Annotated in this window: 26 protein-coding genes; all 26 read right to left on the bottom strand. The window is 47.1% G+C overall.

All coding sequences use genetic code 11. The annotated features are described in order from the left end of the window. Window position 1 precedes the first annotated feature (1 nt). Complete coding sequence (gene rpmD / locus KNO65_RS14990; protein WP_012727659.1) at window positions 2-187, bottom strand: 50S ribosomal protein L30; 186 nt, start codon at window positions 185-187, stop codon at window positions 2-4. Between the two features lie 15 nt (window positions 188-202). Beyond that, window positions 203-703, bottom strand: coding sequence for a 30S ribosomal protein S5 (gene rpsE / locus KNO65_RS14985; protein ID WP_012727660.1), 501 nt, complete (start codon window positions 701-703; stop codon window positions 203-205). A gap of 20 nt (window positions 704-723) precedes the next feature. Next, the gene (gene rplR / locus KNO65_RS14980; RefSeq protein ID WP_012727661.1) at window positions 724-1,086 is read right to left on the bottom strand and encodes a 50S ribosomal protein L18; all 363 of its coding nucleotides are present in this window, start codon (window positions 1,084-1,086) and stop codon (window positions 724-726) included. Window positions 1,087-1,120: 34 nt separating this feature from the next. After that, on the bottom strand, window positions 1,121-1,660 hold the full coding sequence (gene rplF / locus KNO65_RS14975) for a 50S ribosomal protein L6 (RefSeq protein WP_012727662.1): 540 nt from the start codon (window positions 1,658-1,660) through the stop codon (window positions 1,121-1,123). Between the two features lie 33 nt (window positions 1,661-1,693). Next, window positions 1,694-2,092, bottom strand: coding sequence for a 30S ribosomal protein S8 (gene rpsH, locus KNO65_RS14970; RefSeq protein ID WP_026824842.1), 399 nt, complete (start codon window positions 2,090-2,092; stop codon window positions 1,694-1,696). Window positions 2,093-2,123: 31 nt separating this feature from the next. Next, window positions 2,124-2,393: a 30S ribosomal protein S14 gene (rpsN, locus tag KNO65_RS14965; RefSeq protein ID WP_012727664.1), complete on the bottom strand. Its 270-nt coding sequence runs from the start codon at window positions 2,391-2,393 to the stop codon at window positions 2,124-2,126. Window positions 2,394-2,413: 20 nt separating this feature from the next. Next, window positions 2,414-2,953: a 50S ribosomal protein L5 gene (rplE, locus tag KNO65_RS14960; RefSeq protein ID WP_074035359.1), complete on the bottom strand. Its 540-nt coding sequence runs from the start codon at window positions 2,951-2,953 to the stop codon at window positions 2,414-2,416. A gap of 32 nt (window positions 2,954-2,985) precedes the next feature. Further along, window positions 2,986-3,294 (bottom strand): 50S ribosomal protein L24, encoded by a 309-nt coding sequence (gene rplX, locus KNO65_RS14955; protein WP_012727666.1) that lies wholly within the window; start codon window positions 3,292-3,294, stop codon window positions 2,986-2,988. 36 nt (window positions 3,295-3,330) lie between these two features. Further along, window positions 3,331-3,699, bottom strand: coding sequence for a 50S ribosomal protein L14 (gene rplN, locus KNO65_RS14950; protein WP_012727667.1), 369 nt, complete (start codon window positions 3,697-3,699; stop codon window positions 3,331-3,333). Between the two features lie 44 nt (window positions 3,700-3,743). After that, complete coding sequence (gene rpsQ, locus KNO65_RS14945; RefSeq protein ID WP_012727668.1) at window positions 3,744-4,004, bottom strand: 30S ribosomal protein S17; 261 nt, start codon at window positions 4,002-4,004, stop codon at window positions 3,744-3,746. Window positions 4,005-4,036: 32 nt separating this feature from the next. Next, the gene (gene rpmC, locus KNO65_RS14940) at window positions 4,037-4,240 is read right to left on the bottom strand and encodes a 50S ribosomal protein L29 (RefSeq protein WP_012727669.1); all 204 of its coding nucleotides are present in this window, start codon (window positions 4,238-4,240) and stop codon (window positions 4,037-4,039) included. Next, complete coding sequence (rplP, locus tag KNO65_RS14935) at window positions 4,227-4,664, bottom strand: 50S ribosomal protein L16 (protein ID WP_012727670.1); 438 nt, start codon at window positions 4,662-4,664, stop codon at window positions 4,227-4,229. Before rplP ends, rpmC begins: the two co-directional genes overlap by 14 nt. 32 nt (window positions 4,665-4,696) lie before the next feature. Then, on the bottom strand, window positions 4,697-5,356 hold the full coding sequence (gene rpsC / locus KNO65_RS14930; protein WP_012727671.1) for a 30S ribosomal protein S3: 660 nt from the start codon (window positions 5,354-5,356) through the stop codon (window positions 4,697-4,699). A gap of 13 nt (window positions 5,357-5,369) precedes the next feature. Beyond that, a complete protein-coding gene (gene rplV, locus KNO65_RS14925; RefSeq protein ID WP_012727672.1) occupies window positions 5,370-5,702 on the bottom strand; it encodes a 50S ribosomal protein L22 in 333 nt (110 codons plus the stop codon). Window positions 5,703-5,722: 20 nt separating this feature from the next. Continuing rightward, on the bottom strand, window positions 5,723-5,998 hold the full coding sequence (gene rpsS, locus KNO65_RS14920) for a 30S ribosomal protein S19 (protein WP_012727673.1): 276 nt from the start codon (window positions 5,996-5,998) through the stop codon (window positions 5,723-5,725). A gap of 66 nt (window positions 5,999-6,064) precedes the next feature. Further along, window positions 6,065-6,895 (bottom strand): 50S ribosomal protein L2, encoded by an 831-nt coding sequence (gene rplB / locus KNO65_RS14915; RefSeq protein WP_012727674.1) that lies wholly within the window; start codon window positions 6,893-6,895, stop codon window positions 6,065-6,067. Window positions 6,896-6,929: 34 nt separating this feature from the next. Then, the gene (rplW, locus tag KNO65_RS14910) at window positions 6,930-7,211 is read right to left on the bottom strand and encodes a 50S ribosomal protein L23 (RefSeq protein ID WP_012727675.1); all 282 of its coding nucleotides are present in this window, start codon (window positions 7,209-7,211) and stop codon (window positions 6,930-6,932) included. Next, window positions 7,211-7,834 carry a 50S ribosomal protein L4 gene (gene rplD / locus KNO65_RS14905; protein WP_012727676.1) on the bottom strand — a complete coding sequence of 208 codons (624 nt, stop codon included), beginning with the start codon at window positions 7,832-7,834 and terminating at the stop codon, window positions 7,211-7,213. Before rplD ends, rplW begins: the two co-directional genes overlap by 1 nt. Before the next feature lie 28 nt (window positions 7,835-7,862). Beyond that, a complete protein-coding gene (rplC, locus tag KNO65_RS14900; protein ID WP_012727677.1) occupies window positions 7,863-8,489 on the bottom strand; it encodes a 50S ribosomal protein L3 in 627 nt (208 codons plus the stop codon). Between the two features lie 61 nt (window positions 8,490-8,550). Further along, on the bottom strand, window positions 8,551-8,859 hold the full coding sequence (gene rpsJ, locus KNO65_RS14895) for a 30S ribosomal protein S10 (protein ID WP_074032438.1): 309 nt from the start codon (window positions 8,857-8,859) through the stop codon (window positions 8,551-8,553). A gap of 377 nt (window positions 8,860-9,236) precedes the next feature. Further along, the gene (locus KNO65_RS14890; protein WP_078147867.1) at window positions 9,237-9,746 is read right to left on the bottom strand and encodes a hypothetical protein; all 510 of its coding nucleotides are present in this window, start codon (window positions 9,744-9,746) and stop codon (window positions 9,237-9,239) included. A gap of 108 nt (window positions 9,747-9,854) precedes the next feature. After that, window positions 9,855-11,042 carry an elongation factor Tu gene (gene tuf / locus KNO65_RS14885; protein WP_078147868.1) on the bottom strand — a complete coding sequence of 396 codons (1,188 nt, stop codon included), beginning with the start codon at window positions 11,040-11,042 and terminating at the stop codon, window positions 9,855-9,857. A gap of 113 nt (window positions 11,043-11,155) precedes the next feature. Continuing rightward, window positions 11,156-13,234, bottom strand: coding sequence for an elongation factor G (gene fusA, locus KNO65_RS14880; RefSeq protein WP_159563152.1), 2,079 nt, complete (start codon window positions 13,232-13,234; stop codon window positions 11,156-11,158). Window positions 13,235-13,346: 112 nt separating this feature from the next. Beyond that, complete coding sequence (gene rpsG, locus KNO65_RS14875; protein ID WP_012727682.1) at window positions 13,347-13,814, bottom strand: 30S ribosomal protein S7; 468 nt, start codon at window positions 13,812-13,814, stop codon at window positions 13,347-13,349. Window positions 13,815-13,862: 48 nt separating this feature from the next. Further along, on the bottom strand, window positions 13,863-14,285 hold the full coding sequence (rpsL, locus tag KNO65_RS14870) for a 30S ribosomal protein S12 (protein ID WP_012727683.1): 423 nt from the start codon (window positions 14,283-14,285) through the stop codon (window positions 13,863-13,865). A 290-nt stretch (window positions 14,286-14,575) separates the two neighbouring features. Further along, window positions 14,576-18,175, bottom strand: a complete 3,600-nt coding sequence (gene rpoC, locus KNO65_RS14865) for a DNA-directed RNA polymerase subunit beta' (RefSeq protein ID WP_012727684.1) — start codon at window positions 18,173-18,175, stop codon at window positions 14,576-14,578. Window positions 18,176-18,186 lie beyond the last annotated feature (11 nt).

The raw sequence follows: 18,186 nt of genomic DNA, 5'->3' as shown, positions 1-18,186 counted from the left end.
ATTATTCGTTGATTTCTTTTACAGTCACAAGGTGCGACACTTTATTGATCATACCGCGCATCGCGACGTTGTCTGGGACAACGACCGTTTGATGCATTTTGCGAAGACCGAGTGTACGTACAGTAACACGCTGACCTTCCGGACGACCAATTGTGCTGCGTGTGAGGGTGATTGCGAGTTTCGCCATGTCTAGTTCCCTCCCTTAGTTAAGAAGTTCTTCTACGCTTTTACCACGTAGTTTAGCAACTTCCTCTGCTTTTTTGAGCTCAGTCAAGCCCTGTACCGTCGCACGGACGATGTTGATCGGTGTGTTTGAACCTAACGATTTCGAAAGGATGTCACCTACACCTGCAAGTTCGAGCACCGCACGAACTGGACCACCAGCGATAACCCCAGTACCTTCAGAAGCTGGTTTCATGAATACACGACCTGCTCCGAATACTCCTGTGATTTCGTGTGGAATTGTTGTACCAACCATAGGTACTTGTACCATGTTTTTCTTAGCGGCTTCAATAGCCTTGCGAATCGCTTCTGGCACCTCTTGTGCCTTACCTGTACCGAAACCGACGTGACCATTTTTGTCACCTACGACTACGAGAGCAGCAAAACGGAAGCGGCGGCCACCTTTTACGACTTTCGCGACGCGGTTTACGGTAACAACGCGTTCTTCAAGTTGTTCCATGTTAACGTCTAACTGGCGCATCGAGTGTCCCCTCCTTTTTATTAGAATTTAAGACCTGCTTCACGAGCTGCTTCTGCAACAGCTTTGACGCGGCCATGATAGAGGTATCCACCACGGTCGAACACAACTGTGTCGATACCTTTCTCGAGTGCACGTTCTGCAGCAAGTTTACCAACAGCTTTCGCTGCTTCAACGTTACCGCCATTTGTAAGATCGAGAGCTTTATCTTTCGAAGATGCAGACACAAGCGTTGTTTGTGCCGCGTCATCGATAAGTTGAACGTAAATATGCTTGCTCGAACGGAATACGTTCAAACGTGGACGAGCTGCTGTCCCCGTGATCGTACGACGTACGCGAGCATGACGTTTTTTACGAACTGCATTTTTATCTGCCTTTGTGATCATTTATGCCACTCCTTTCCGTTCATTTCGTGACGAATTACTTACCAGTCTTACCTTCTTTACGGCGAATACGTTCATCAGAGTAACGAACACCTTTACCTTTGTAAGGTTCTGGAGCACGGTACGAGCGGATTTGAGCAGCAACGTGACCGACGCGCTCTTTGTTAATCCCTTTTACGATGATTTGCGTGTTTGAAGGAACTTCGATTTCGATACCTTCCTCAGCAACGTACTCGATTGGGTGCGAGTAGCCGAGGTTGAGGACGAGTTTGTTACCTTGCTTCGTAGCACGGTAACCAACCCCCGAGATCTCAAGTGTTTTTTGGAATCCGTTCGACACACCTTGTACCATGTTGGCAATAAGGGCACGTGTCGTACCGTGAATTGTACGGCTTTCTTTCGATTCGTCTGGACGAACAACCGTCAATTCGTTCTCTTCAACTTTGATTTCCAATGCCGGGTTAGCTGAAAGCGAAAGTTCACCTTTAGCACCTTTTACTGTGACCGTGTTGTCATTAGCAACTGTTACAGTAACGCCAGCAGGAATCGTAACTGGTTTTTTACCAATACGTGACATTGATTACACCTCCGTTCTTGTTAGAAAAGTGACTTACCAGATGTAGGCGAGCACTTCGCCGCCGACTTGTTGTTGGCGAGCTTCTTTATCAGTCATAAGACCTTTAGATGTCGAAAGAACTGCGATCCCGAGTCCTCCGAGTACTTTAGGTACTTCATCAGCTTTTGCGTATACGCGAAGACCTGGTTTCGAAATACGTTTGAGACCAGTGATTACACGTTCGTTGCTTGCTCCATATTTAAGGAAAAGACGAAGTGTACCTTGTTTAGCGTCCTCGATATATTCAACATCGCGAATGAAACCTTCACGCTTAAGGATTTCAGCGATCTCACGTTTAATGTTCGAAGCTGGAAGCTCCATTTTTTCATGGCGAACCATGTTAGCGTTACGGATACGTGTAAGCATATCTGCAATAGGGTCTGTCATTACCATGCGATGTACCTCCTTTCACACTGTTAGTGGATTACCAGCTTGCTTTTTTAACACCAGGGATTTGACCTTTGTATGCAAGATCACGGAACTTGATACGGCTGATCCCGAATTTACCCATGTAACCATGCGGACGACCTGTGATGCTGCAACGGTTGTGCAAGCGTACAGGTGACGAGTTACGTGGCAATTTGCTGAGTCCGATATAATCGCCTTCAGCTTTCAACTTCGCACGCTTTTCAGCGTACTGGGCAACGAGTTTCTCGCGTTTAAGTTCGCGATTCACCATTGACTTTTTAGCCATGTTGTCGACCTCCCTCTAGATTATTTTTGGAATGGCATACCGAGAAGTGTGAGCAATTCACGTGCTTCTTCGTCTGTGTTTGCTGTTGTAACAACAACGATGTCCATACCGCGTACTTTAGATACTTTATCGTAATCGATCTCAGGGAAAATAAGTTGCTCTTTCACGCCAAGCGTGTAGTTACCGCGTCCGTCGAATGCTTTCTTCGATACACCGCGGAAGTCACGTACACGTGGAAGTGAAACAGTTACCAATTTGTCGAGGAAATCGTACATGCGCTCGCCACGAAGTGTAACCTTCGCACCGATTGGCATACCTTCACGAAGTTTGAAACCAGCGATTGATTTCTTCGCTTTCGTTACGAGTGGTTTTTGACCTGAAAGAATTGTTAATTCTTCAACTGCCATATCAAGTGCTTTCGAGTTCGAAACAGCGTCACCTACACCCATGTTGATGACAATCTTTTCGACTTTCGGTACTTGCATGACCGAGTCATAGTTGAATTTATCCATCATCGCTTTCACGATGTCGCTTTTATACTTCTCTTGCAAACGGTTCATAGTCGAATGGACCTCCTTTCGTCACGTTCTTCTTATTTATCGAGTGATTCGCCCGATTTCGCGACACGAACTTTTTTACCATCGACTACTTTGAAACCAACACGAGTTGGTTTGCCAGTTTTAGGGTCGAGTGGCATTACGTTCGAGACGTGAATTGGTGCTTCGATCTCAAGGATCCCGCCTTGTGGATTCGCTTGTGAAGGTTTCGCGTGTTTTTTCATCACGTTTACGCCTTCAACCACTACGCGGTTTTTGCTTGGCATAGCTTTGAGGATAACCCCTTGCTTGCCTTTATCTTTACCAGACATTACCTGGACTGTATCGCCTTTTTTAACATGCATCGTTTGCGCACCTCCTTATAGGATTGAAATTGGAAATTAAAGTACTTCCGGTGCCAACGAAACGATCTTCATGAATTCTTTTTCACGAAGTTCACGTGCAACTGGCCCGAAGATCCGTGTGCCGCGTGGGCTCTTGTCATCTTTGATAATGACTGCTGCGTTCTCATCGAAACGGATGTACGAACCATCTTTACGACGAGCGCCGCGTTTTGTACGAACGACAACTGCTCTGACAACGTCACCTTTTTTAACAACGCCACCTGGTGTTGCTTGTTTTACCGTTGCGACGATGATGTCACCGATGTTTGCAGTCTTACGACCAGAACCACCGAGGACTTTAATTGTCAACAGTTCACGCGCGCCAGAGTTGTCTGCTACTTTCAAGCGAGATTCTTGTTGAATCATGCGAGTGTACCTCCCTCCGGATGTTTAATAAATCCGAACTGTTATTAGATGATTACTGATTCTTCTACTACTGTTACAAGACGGAAACGTTTGTCTTTAGAAAGAGGACGTGTTTCCGCGATGCGAACGATATCGCCCACTTTAGCGACGTTGTTCTCATCGTGTGCTTTATATTTCTTCGTGTAGTTTACACGTTTGCCATAAAGTTTATGACGAACCTTTGTTTCTACTGCGACGACGATCGTTTTGTCCATTTTGTCAGACACGACGCGACCAGTGAACACTTTACGGTTGTTGCGTTCCATGAGTGTTACCTCCTCTCAAGAATCCGATGTAATTAGCCGTTGTTGATGCCGAGTTCGCGTTCACGAAGAATCGTTTTAGCACGCGCAATCGACTTGCGTACTTCACGGATACGAGCAGGATTCTCAAGCTGACCTGTAGCAAGTTGGAAGCGAAGGTTAAAGAGTTCTTCTTTCCACTCGCCCACTTTACCGTTGAGCTCTTCAGTTGTTGATTGACGGAGATCAGTTGCTTTCATTCGTATCACCACCATTTTCTTCACGTTTCACGAACTTACATTTTACTGGAAGTTTGTGCGATGCAAGACGAAGTGCCTCACGTGCCACTTCCTCAGATACACCTGCGATTTCGAACATTACTTTGCCAGGCTTAACTACAGCTACCCAGCCTTCTGGAGCACCTTTACCCGAACCCATTCGGACTTCGAGAGGCTTTTTAGTGTACGGCTTGTGTGGGAAGATCTTGATCCACACTTTACCACCACGTTTCATATAACGTGTCATTGCAATACGTGCTGATTCGATTTGACGGTTTGTAATCCAGCTCGCTTCGAGAGCTTGGAGACCGAACTCACCGAAGTGTACAGTTGTGCCGCGTTTAGCGTTCCCGCGCATTTTACCACGGTGTACACGACGATATTTCACGCGTTTAGGTAACAACATAGTGTGTTGCCTCCTTCCTGAAAGAGTGTTTATTATTCAGCGTTTTTCGCTGTGTTGTTTTTTGTTGGAAGAACTTCACCGTGGTATAACCAAACTTTTACGCCGATTTTACCGTAAGTTGTGTCAGCTTCAGCTGTTCCGTAGTCGATGTCGGCACGGAGTGTGTGAAGTGGAACTGTTCCTTCCGAGTACTTCTCTGAACGAGCGATATCAGCGCCACCAAGACGACCAGAAACTTCTGTTTTGATCCCTTTGATGCCAGTACGCATCGAACGTTGAATAGATTGTTTCATTGCACGACGGAATGATACGCGACCTTCCAATTGACGAGCAATGTTTTCTGCTACAAGCTTCGCAACAGCGTCAGCGTTTTTCACTTCAACAACGTTGATGTGAACGCGTTTTCCGTCAGCGATTTTTGTAATGTGTTTACGGAGTGATTCGATTTCAGAACCACCTTTACCGATTACCATACCTGGCTTCGCAGTGTGAAGCGAAATGTTCACGCGGTTTGCAGCGCGTTCGATTTCAACTTTAGAAACACTAGCATCCTTCATTTTGTTTTCGATGTATTCACGAATAACGAAGTCTTCATGAAGGAGATCAGCGTAGTCTTTCTCAGCGTACCAACGCGAATCCCAGTCTTTGATAACACCAACGCGAAGACCGTGCGGATTTACCTTTTGACCCACTACATATCCCTCCTTATTTCTCAGTTACCACGATGTGGATGTGGCTTGTGCGTTTGTTAATACGGCTTGCGCGACCCATCGCACGTGGGCGGAAGCGTTTGAGTGTTGGACCTTCGTTTACGTAAGCTTCTGTTACAACGAGGTTCTCAATGTTCATATCGTAGTTGTGCTCTGCGTTAGCAATCGCTGATTTTAATACTTTTTCAACGACTGGCGATGCTGCCTTGTTCGTGTGAGCAAGGACAGAGAGCGCTTCGCCGACTTGTTTCCCGCGAATTAAGTCTACAACGAGACGTGCTTTGCGAGGAGCAAGACGGACCATATTAGCTGATGCTTTAGCTTGCATGGATTTGACCTCCCCTCAAATTACCGTTTCGTTTTCTTGTCTGATCCGTGACCTTTGTACGTGCGTGTTGGAGCGAATTCACCAAGTTTGTGACCAACCATGTCTTCTGTCACGAATACTGGTACGTGTTTACGACCATCGTGCACACCGAACGTGTGACCCATGAATTCTGGGAAGATCGTCGAGCGACGTGACCAAGTTTTGATGACTTGCTTCTCACCAGATTCGTTGAGTTTGTCAACTTTAGCGAGTAAGTGGTGATCTGCGAATGGACCTTTTTTCAAGCTGCGACCCATGTTAGAACCTCCCTTTGGAATGATTCGGGAACGGCCCTTTCGAACCGCCCGAGAATCATGTAGTAATTATTTCTTACGGCGACGAAGGATGTACATGTCGCTCGATTTGTTTTTCTTACGAGTCTTAAGACCAAGAGCTGGTTTACCCCAAGGAGTAAGTGGGCCCGAACGACCGATTGGCGCACGACCTTCACCACCACCGTGTGGGTGATCAACCGGGTTCATTACAGAACCACGTACTGTTGGGCGTTTGCCTAACCAACGTGAACGTCCTGCTTTACCGATGTTTACGAGTTCGTGTTCTTCGTTACCAACTGAACCGATTGTCGCGCGGCAAGTGCCGAGGAACAAGCGTGATTCACCTGATTGAAGACGAACGATGACGTACTTGCCGTCACGTCCTTGGATTTGTGCCGATGCACCAGCCGCACGAACTAGCTGACCGCCTTTACCAGGCTTAAGCTCGATGTTGTGGATTGTTGTACCGACAGGGATGTTTACGAGTGGAAGAGCGTTCCCCACTTTGATATCCGCTTCAGGACCAGACATGATTTCCATGCCTACTTTGATGCCCTTAGGAGCGAGGATGTAACGTTTCTCACCATCTACATAGTTGATGAGTGCGATGTTCGCTGAACGGTTTGGATCGTATTCGATCGTTGCTACGCGTCCTGCAACGCCATCTTTGTTACGTTTGAAATCGATGATACGGTATTTACGCTTGTGACCGCCACCTTGGTGACGAACAGTCAAGCGACCTTGGTTGTTACGTCCGCCTTTTTTCGAAAGCTTTTCAGTTAACGATTTTTCAGGGCGATTCGTTGTGATCTCTGCAAAGTCGAGAGATGTCATGTTACGACGACCGTTAGTGGTCGGCTTAAACTTTTTGATTGCCATCGAGGATTCCCTCCTTTTCTTCTAAGGTAGTTAATTAACCGAGGAAGTCGATTGTGTTGCCTTCAGCAAGGGTTACGATCGCTTTTTTACGACGAGCTGTGTAACCAGAGTGACGACCGACACGTTTCGCTTTCGGTTTGTAGTTCATTGTGTTTACCGAAGCAACTTTCACGTTGAAGATTGTTTCGATAGCGTGTTTCACTTGCGATTTAGTCGCTTTTACGTCGATTTCGAAAACGTATTTGTTAGCTTCCATGAGGCTAACTGAACGCTCAGTGATGATCGGACGTTTGATGATATCGTATGCTTGAGCCATTATGCAAGCACCTCCTCTACCTTCGCAACCGCATCTTTAGTGAAGATGACTTTGTCGTTAGCAACGAGGTCAAGAACGTTTACGCCTGCTGCGTCGATCACAGTCACTCCTGGGATGTTACGAGCTGCGAGAGCGATAGTCTCATTGTAGTCCGCTGTGACTACAAGAGCCTTACGTTCTACTGATAAGCTGTTGAGTACAGCAGCCATATCTTTTGTTTTTGGTGCATCGAAAGCAAGGCCTTCGAGGACGATGATTTCGTTGTTTTGTACTTTCGACGAAAGAGCCGAGAGAAGTGCTAAACGACGAACCTTCTTAGGAAGTTTGTAAGAGTATGAACGTGGTGTTGGACCGAAGACTGTACCACCACCAACCCATTGTGGTGAGCGGATAGAACCTTGGCGCGCACGACCAGTTCCCTTTTGTTTCCATGGTTTACGGCCGCCACCGCGTACTTCCGAGCGACCTTTCGTATCGTGAGTACCTTGACGGCGTGATGCTTGTTGCATGACGATTGCGTCGTAAAGTACTGATTCGTTTGGCTCGATTCCGAAGATGGCTTCTGCCAATTCGATTTCGCCAACTTGTGAACCTGTTTGGTTAAGCAAAGCTACTTTAGGCATTCGTAATTCCTCCTTTCCGTGCAGTTAATTAGTTACCTTTGACCGCTGATTTGATGATGACGTTCGATTTACGAGCGCCTGGGATAGCACCTTTCACGAGGAGAAGGCCACGTTCCACATCAACTTTAACGACTTCAAGGTTTTGAATTGTTTTACGCTCTCCACCCATTTGACCAGGAAGAAGTTTCCCTTTAAATACGCGGTTAGGAGCGACAGGACCCATCGAACCAGGACGACGGTGGTAGCGCGAACCGTGAGCCATTGGTCCACGTGATTGTCCGTGACGCTTGATCGCACCTTGGAATCCTTTACCTTTCGATGTACCTGTTACGTCTACTAATTCACCTGCAGCGAAAATGTCTGCCTTAATCTCTTGACCGATTTCGTATCCTTCTACTGAAGTACGAACTTCTTTGATGAAGCGCTTAGGTGTCGCGTTTGCTTTCGCAGCGTGACCTTTTGATGGTTTGTTTTGACGTGATTCTTTGATGTCTCCGAAACCAAGTTGAACTGCTTCGTAACCGTCTGTGTCAACTGTTTTAAGTTGAAGAACGACGTTACCTTCTACAGCAACTACTGTTACTGGTACAACTTCGCCTGCTTCGTTGAAGATTTGAGTCATACCAAGTTTTGTTCCTAAGATTCCTTTAGCCATGAGATACACCTCCTGTTAATAATTAATTGTCTCTTCTGGCTAGTATCTACTATATGAAGAATTAAAGTTTGATTTCGATGTCTACACCTGATGGTAACTCGAGACGCATAAGCGAATCGACTGTTTTCGGTGTTGGGTTTACGATGTCGATCAAGCGTTTGTGTGTACGCATTTCGAACTGCTCACGAGCATCTTTGTACTTGTGAACCGCACGAAGAATCGTGTAAACCGATTTTTCAGTTGGGAGCGGGATTGGACCCGATACCTTTGCACCTGAACGCTTCGCAGTGTCAACGATCTTCTCAGCTGATTGATCGAGAACGCGATGGTCATATGCTTTTAAACGAATACGAATTTTTTCATTTGCCATGTTTGTTTCCCTCCTTTGTCGCCTACTTTAAAAATAGACAATTCTCCGCGGAAATTTCCACACCGGCCATGGCAATGCTGCCTGGCGTGTCATAACCTCCCGCTTCAACGCAGCGTGCTTGTGTCAGCAGAGGCATCCGATCATTGCAAATCAACGATTGGACCCGTTTTCTGCTGTAAAGTCTCTCACCACTCGCACAAACACTTAATCATTATATCTAATCTGGTCATGGAATGCAAGATTAGATTTTTGAAGTTGCTGGTTGTCTGATGAGTTGCTCAACGTTCCCTAATGTAACAAGATTCGCGAGCTTTTGCAAGCAAAAATTCATTCTTTTATTGAACTATTTTTCAAACGAACTCCCATGTCAACTCGACCTAGCGTTTCATCACCTCTCCAAAACGCTCTGTCACCCCTTCTATGACCGATTGTGGCGCTCGTTTTAAACAGTCTTGAACAATTCCTTCATTAACACTGTGCGTCTTGAAATAGCGGAGCAATGACGCTAATTTATCCTCTCGTCCGATGACCGTGTAAAGGACGACCCACTCTTCTAGGTGCATCCATTGTCCATCTGGTTCAATGAAAGGATGCGTATAGATTCCGTCGGTACACTTCATTCGGAAACTAGACATGACGTCCACATCTGTTCCCTCGAATATATACTCTCCAAAGTAGGTCGTTACGTATGCGTCGTGAGGATCTGATGGTTTCTTCTCCCCAGCACGACTAAGTACGCGATCGATTTTTTCAAACTGGTCCGGTTCAACAAAAACATCGATGTCATTCGTTACCTCGACGATGCCATGATGCTTTAACAGCTCAGAACCGCCAATGCGATACTCAATCCCATTCAAGCGACAAATAGTCTCTAGTTGCTTCAGCATGACGCCACTCCTTTCTCGTATGCCTCATCTTACCATGTTGTGATGGAAACACAAAAAAGCAGCCCGCATATTGCGGACTGCTTAATGTTGTTCAGTTGAATCAATCGATTACTCGATGATTTCTGTTACTGAACCAGCACCTACAGTACGGCCACCCTCACGGATAGAGAAACGTGTACCGTCTTCGATCGCGATTGTAGAAATCAATTCGATCGTCAACTCGATGTTGTCTCCTGGCATTACCATTTCAGTACCTTCTGGAAGGTGAACGATACCTGTTACGTCAGTTGTACGGAAGTAGAACTGCGGACGGTAGTTCGCGAAGAATGGCGTGTGACGGCCACCCTCTTCTTTAGAAAGAACGTAGATTGATGCTTTGAATTTAGAGTGTGGTGTGATTGAACCTGGCTTAGCAAGTACTTGTCCACGCTCGATGTCGTCACGTGATACACCACGGAGAAGTGCACCGATGTTGTCGCCAGCTTCAGCATAGTCAAGAAGCTTACGGAACATCTCTACACCAGTACATACAGTTTTCTTCGTTTCTTCTGTAAGACCAACGATTTCGATCTCGTCGTTGACGCGGAGAACACCACGCTCAACACGACCAGTCGCTACAGTACCACGACCAGTGATTGAGAATACGTCCTCAACAGGCATCATGAAGTCTTTTTCAGTGTCACGAACTGGTTCTGGGATGTACTCATCAACAGCGTTCATGAGTTCCATAACTTTTTCTTCCCACTGAGCTTCACCGTTAAGTGCGCCAAGTGCAGAACCTTTGATTACAGGGAGGTCGTCGCCTGGGAAGTCGTATTCAGAAAGAAGTTCACGGATTTCCATTTCAACGAGTTCGAGAAGCTCTTCGTCGTCTACCATGTCAACTTTGTTCATGAATACTACGATGTAAGGAACACCTACTTGACGTGAAAGAAGGATGTGCTCACGTGTTTGTGGCATTGGGCCATCTGTTGCAGATACAACGAGGATCGCGCCGTCCATTTGAGCAGCACCAGTGATCATGTTTTTAACATAGTCAGCGTGTCCTGGGCAGTCAACGTGTGCGTAGTGACGCTTGTCAGTTTCGTACTCGATGTGAGCTGTTGCGATTGTGATACCGCGCTCGCGCTCTTCTGGAGCACCATCGATTTGGTCGAACTTAGTAGCTGTTTTACCTTGTGCACGTGAAAGTACAGCAGAGATTGCTGCAGTCAAAGTTGTTTTACCGTGGTCAACGTGGCCAATTGTACCAACGTTAACGTGCGGCTTAGAACGGTCGAATTTTTCTTTACCCATTCTAGATTCCTCCTCTATTAAACGATTAGTTTTATTTAACTAGGAAGACGTAGGCTACTTTTAACATACGTCCTCCTTAGCTTACAACAATCAATCTAGCGATACAACCGTTATTAGCCGTTCGCTTTTTTGACGATTTCTTCAGCGATTGATTTCGGTACTTCTTCGTAGTGATCGAAGTGCATCGAGTACGTTCCGCGTCCTTGTGTACGTGAACGAAGTGATGTTGCGTAACCGAACATTTCTGAAAGTGGAATCATCGCTTTAACGACTTGTGCGTTACCGCGAGCTTCCATACCTTCTACGCGTCCACGGCGTGACGTGACGTCACCCATGATGTCACCCATGTATTCTTCTGGGATAACAACTTCAACACGCATCATTGGCTCAAGGATAACAGCTTTCGCTTGGTCCTTAAGTTGTTTAACCGCCATCGAAGCAGCAACTTTAAACGCCATCTCGTTCGAGTCGACATCGTGGTACGAACCGAATACGAGACGAGCTTTAACGTCTACTACTGGGTAACCAGCGAGGATACCGTTTTCGAGAGCTTCTTCAATCCCGTTTTGAACAGCAGGGACGTATTCACGTGGTACAACACCACCGACGATCTTGTTCTCGAACTCGAATCCAGCGCCTTCTTCGTTCGGCTCGAATTCTACGACAACGTGACCGTACTGACCGCGTCCACCAGACTGACGAACGAATTTCGAATCGATCTTCGCAGCGCCACGGATTGTTTCACGGTAAGCAACTTGTGGTGCACCAACGTTAGCTTCTACTTTGAATTCGCGACGCATACGGTCAACGAGGATGTCAAGGTGAAGCTCACCCATACCAGAGATGATCGTTTGACCAGTCTCAGGGTTTGTTTCAGTGCGGAATGTTGGATCTTCTTCTGCGAGTTTCGCAAGAGCTTGACCCATCTTATCTTGGTCTGCTTTCGATTTAGGCTCGATTGCAACCGAGATAACTGGTTCTGGGAACGTCATTGACTCGAGAACGATGTTATCTTTCTCAGAGCAAAGCGTGTCACCAGTAGTCGTGTCTTTGAAACCAACAGCAGCGGCGATGTCACCAGCGAATACCATTGGAATCTCTTCACGGCTGTTTGCGTGCATTTGAAGGATACGACCGAGACGCTCACGCTTCCCTTTAGTCGAGTTCTTCACGTATGATCCTGCTTCAGCTGTACCAGAGTACACGCGGAAGAACGTCAATTTACCGACGTAAGGGTCAGTCATAACTTTGAACGCAAGTGCTGAGAATGGAGCTTCATCAGAAGGCTCACGCGTGATTTCTTCTTCTGTATCGAGGTTGATCCCTTTGATTGACTCTACATCAACTGGTGATGGGAGGTAATCAACAACGGCGTTAAGCATGAGCTGAACACCTTTGTTCTTGAAGGCAGAACCAACGAGTACAGGGTAGAATTCAACGCTAAGTGTCGCTTGACGGATTGCAGCTTTCAATTCATCGATTGAAATCTCTTCACCTTCAAGGTACTTCATCATCAACTCTTCGTTGAAGTCAGCAACACCTTCGATCAATTGACCACGAAGTTCTTCAGCTTGGTCAGCCATGTCAGCTGGGAAGCCGTCTATTACTTCGATGTCAGTACCGAGGTCGTTGTTGTACATGTAAGTCTTCATTTCAACGAGATCGATGATCCCTTTGAAATCGTCCTCTGCTCCGATTGGGAGTTGGATCGCGTAAGCGTTCGCTTGAAGACGATCGTGGAGCGTCTTCACAGAGTACAAGAAGTCTGCGCCGATTTTATCCATCTTGTTGACGAATACGACACGTGGTACACCATATGTCGTCGCTTGACGCCATACAGTTTCTGTTTGTGGTTCTACACCTGACTGAGCGTCAAGTACAGCAACCGCACCATCAAGTACACGGAGTGAACGTTCAACTTCTACAGTGAAGTCTACGTGTCCAGGTGTATCGATGATGTTTACACGGTGGCCATTCCACTGTGCAGTTGTCGCAGCCGAAGTGATTGTGATTCCACGCTCTTGCTCCTGCTCCATCCAGTCCATTTGTGAAGCACCTTCGTGCGTTTCACCAATTTTATGGATACGACCTGTGTAATAAAGAATACGTTCAGTTGTTGTCGTTTTACCGGCATCGATGTGAGCCATGATCCCGATGTTACGAGTATTCTTTAGGGAGAATTCTCTTGCCATACTGGGTATTCTCCTTCCGCATGTTTGATTTTCGTGTGCGCGCACACGATATGATTATACCCGAAAGCCACTCCGTTAAGCCATGCTTGGCGGAGTGGACTTTACGATTAAATTACCAACGATAGTGAGCAAACGCTTTGTTAGCTTCTGCCATCTTATGCATGTCTTCGCGTTTCTTAACAGATGCACCAGTGTTGTTGGCTGCATCCATGATTTCGTTCGCGATACGTTGCTCCATCGTTTTTTCGTTGCGGAGACGAGCGTAGTTCACGAGGTAACGAAGACCAAGTGTTGTACGGCGCTCTGGACGAACTTCTACAGGAACTTGGTAGTTAGCTCCACCTACACGGCGTGCTTTAACTTCAAGTACAGGCATGATGTTGTTCATTGCTTCTTCGAACACTTCCATAGGCTCTTTGCCTGAGCGTTCAGCGATGATGCCAAATGCGTTGTAAATGATAGTTTGAGCTGTACCTTTTTTACCGTCTAACATGACACGGTTAATGAGGCGAGTTACCAATTTCGAGTTGTAGATCGGATCTGCGATAACGTCACGACGTTCTGCACGGTTTTTACGCATCCGAGTACCCTCCTTTCAAAATTTCAATTGTAGTTTAGTTTGCGAGAATTACTTCTTCGCAGCTTTCGGACGTTTCGTACCGTATTTAGAACGGCCTTGCATACGTCCATCAACACCTGCAGTGTCAAGCGCACCACGAACGATGTGGTAACGTACCCCTGGTAAGTCTTTTACACGTCCTCCACGGATAAGAACAACGCTGTGCTCTTGAAGGTTGTGGCCAATACCTGGGATGTACGCAGTCACTTCGATTTGGTTAGTCAAACGAACACGAGCATACTTACGAAGCGCCGAGTTCGGTTTCTTCGGAGTCATTGTACCAACACGTGTACAAACACCACGTTTTTGTGGTGAGCTCACGTTTGTTTGTGACTTGATGAAACTGTTGTAACCTTTGTTAAGTGCTGGAGAGTCAGATTTCACGACTTTCGATTTACGTCCTTTACGGACTAACTGGTTAATAGTAGGCATCTTTGAAGATCCTCCCTTCCTGAATGTTGCTATTTTCTAGTCCCACCGACCCGGGTGGTTCATTTAAGGTCATAACGAAACGTTTTTACGAGGCGTAGGCATTCCATGACCTCGCAAAAACGTGAGTTATACCTTGAAAGTGGCAATTGTAGCAGCCAAACCTTCCCGTAGAAAGTTCGGATGGACGTCCAAGTAGCTTGCCGACTGCTGGACATCGTTGTCATCGACAACAACCGATTGGCGGCACTAAACCATAGTAGCACCGCCAACCTGCGCTGTCAAGACGTATTTTACTCGACAGTTGTATCTTCGAGCGCAACCGGCGCCTCATCTTCTTTGAGTTCCACATCACGGTAGACAGCCATTCCAGTACCAGCTGGAACGAGTTTACCGATGATGACGTTCTCTTTGAGTCCGAGGAGATAGTCACGTTTCCCTTTGATTGCTGCATCTGTCAAGACGCGAGTCGTTTCTTGGAACGAAGCCGCTGAGAGGAACGAATCTGTCTCAAGTGAAGCTTTCGTGATTCCGAGAAGGACTGGTTTCGCAGTCGCTGGGTGTTTTCCATCACGAATCGCATCTTTACACGCTTCTTTGAAGACGCTGATGTCGACGAGTGATCCAGGGAGAAGTGGTGTGTCACCTGATTCGATAACTTTGACACGACGAAGCATTTGGCGAACCATGACCTCAACGTGCTTATCACCGATTTCTACCCCTTGCATCCGGTAAACTTTTTGAACTTCTTGGAGAAGATAGTTCTGAACACCAGATACACCACGGACGGCGAGCAATTCTTTCGGATCGATCGAACCTTCCGTGAAGACTTCACCGGCTTCTACTGTGTCGCCGATTTGAACGCGGAGACGCGCTCCGAATGGAATCGTGTATGAGCGAGTCTCACTGAATCCTTCGACCGTGAGTTCACGCTTGTCACGCGATTCTGTGAAGTCGATGACCGTACCAGAGATTTCCGAGATGACCGCTTGACCTTTCGGGTTACGGGCTTCGAATACCTCTTGGATACGTGGAAGACCTTGTGTGATATCGTCTCCGGCAACCCCACCTGTGTGGAAGGTACGCATTGTAAGCTGCGTTCCTGGCTCACCGATTGATTGTGCGGCAATGATACCGACGGCTTCCCCGACTTCAACATTTGATCCAGTTGCCAAGTTGCGTCCGTAACACTTCTTACATACGCCGTGTGACGTGTTACATGTGAAGGCTGTACGGATTTCAACTTTTTCAACACCCGCATCTACAATGATGCGCGCGATGTCTTCTGTGATCAATTCGTTCTTATCGATCAACACTTCGCCCGTTTCAGGGTGTGTGACCGTTTCAAACGATGTACGTCCGACGAGACGGTCGTACAAGCTTTCGATTTCTTCCGTACCTTCGCGGAGTGCAGAAACACGGATTCCGCGGTCTGTTCCACAATCCTCTTCACGGATGATGACATCTTGCGCTACGTCAACGAGACGACGCGTCAAGTAACCTGAATCGGCTGTCTTCAAGGCTGTATCGGCAAGACCTTTACGAGCCCCGTGAGTCGAGATGAAGTACTCTTGAACCGTCAGACCTTCACGGAATGACGATTTGATTGGAAGTTCGATGATGCGACCAGATGGAGCGGCCATCAAACCACGCATACCCGCAAGCTGCGTAAAGTTCGATGCGTTACCACGGGCACCTGAGTCAGACATCATGAAGATTGGGTTCAGGCGGTTGAGGGATTTCATCAATCGAGATTGAATTTCATCCTTCGCTTCGTTCCAAGCACGGACAACGCGCTCGTAACGCTCATCTTCAGTGATGAGACCACGACGGAACGACTTCATGATTTGGTCGACTTGTTTTTGTGCTTCATCAAGGATTTCCTGTTTATCCGGAAGTACGATGATATCGGCAATCCCAACCGTCACACCCGCTTTTGTCGAGTGCTTGAAGCCAAGATCTTTCATCCGGTCAAGCATGCGGCTTGTTTCCGTCGTTTCAAACTTCTGGAACACTTCCGCGATGACTTTTCCAAGGAACCCTTTTTTGAACGGGTCGATGATTGGACGTGATGCGATTTCTTCCGCAACGTTCGCCCCTTTGTCGATGAAGTACTTATCAGGCGTTGCTTCCTGTAAGTTTTCCATCGTCGGCTCGTTCAAGTATGGGAACGTATTTGGCAAGATTTCGTTGAAGATCATCTTACCAACTGTCGTAATGAGCAATTTCTCGTTCTGTTCGTCTGTGAACGTCGGGTTGTTGAGCGTACGTGCCGGAAGTGCCACACGCGAGTGCAAGTGGACATAACCGTTTTGGTAAGCAATCAACGCTTCGTTGACGTTCGAGAACACTTTCCCTTGACCGACGGCATCTTCACGTTCGAGTGAGATGTAGTAGTTACCGAGGACCATATCCTGCGATGGTGTAACAACTGGTTTTCCGTCTTTCGGGTTCAAGATGTTCTGCGCAGCGAGCATGAGAAGACGTGCTTCCGCTTGTGCTTCTGCAGAGAGCGGAACGTGGACGGCCATTTGGTCACCATCGAAGTCGGCGTTGTATGCCGTACATACGAGTGGGTGAAGGCGAATCGCACGACCTTCAACAAGAATCGGTTCGAATGCTTGAATACCAAGGCGGTGAAGTGTCGGGGCACGGTTCAAGAGGACCGGATGCTCACGAATGACTTCTTCAAGGACGCCCCAGATTTCAGGTTGCATCTTCTCGATTTTGCGTTTGGCGTTCTTGATGTTTGAAGCGATGCCGCGACCGACAAGCTCTTTCATCACGAACGGTTTGAAGAGTTCAAGCGCCATCTCTTTTGGAAGACCACACTGATACATCTTCAAGTTCGGACCTACGACGATAACCGAACGTCCTGAATAGTCGACCCGTTTACCGAGAAGGTTTTGACGGAAACGACCTTGTTTCCCTTTCAACATGTGTGAAAGTGATTTAAGCGGACGGTTACCAGGACCTGTTACCGGACGACCACGACGACCGTTGTCGATGAGGGCGTCAACCGCTTCTTGAAGCATACGCTTCTCGTTTTGCACGATGATGTTCGGCGCGCCGAGGTCGAGCAAACGTTTGAGACGGTTGTTCCGGTTGATGACTCGACGATACAAATCGTTCAAGTCAGATGTCGCAAAGCGTCCACCATCAAGCTGTACCATCGGGCGAAGCTCTGGTGGGATGACAGGAAGTACTTCAAGGATCATCCAGTCTGGATTGTTTCCTGAAGTGAAGAATGCATCGAGAACTTCCAAGCGCTTAATCGCACGTGTACGACGTTGACCTTGGACTGTTTTCAACTCTTCACGAAGCTCGCCTACTTCTTTTTCAAGATTAACGTCTTGAAGAAGTGTACGGATGGCTTCAGCACCCATGTCTGCTTTGAAGTCGCTACCGTATTTTTCACGATAGAGACGGAATTCTTTTTCCGAGAGAAGTTGTTTCTTCTCAAGCGGAGTATCACCTGGCTCTGTGACCACGTAAGATGCGAAGTAAATGACTTCTTCAAGCGCACGTGGTGACATGTCGAGAACAAGCCCCATGCGGCTTGGAATCCCTTTGAAGTACCAGATGTGCGAAACTGGTGCCGCGAGCTCGATATGGCCCATTCGCTCGCGACGCACTTTCGCTTTCGTCACTTCAACGCCACAGCGGTCACAAATGACTCCTTTATAACGGATACGTTTGTATTTCCCACAGTAACATTCCCAGTCTTTCGTAGGACCGAAGATTCGTTCACAGAATAATCCGTCCTTCTCTGGTTTAAGTGTACGATAGTTGATCGTTTCCGGCTTTTTGACTTCACCGTAAGACCACGAACGGATCTTCTCTGATGAAGCCAAGCCGATTTTCATATATTCAAATCGATTAACATCTACCAAGGGGCCGACCT

Origin of the sequence: Exiguobacterium sp. S3 (assembly GCF_018617295.1) — a bacterium.
In the GTDB taxonomy this organism is placed as follows: Bacteria; Bacillota; Bacilli; order Exiguobacteriales; family Exiguobacteriaceae; genus Exiguobacterium; species Exiguobacterium profundum.
The sequence above is the reverse complement of the archived record's forward strand: the minus strand, read 5'-3'. Positions and strand labels throughout refer to the sequence as shown.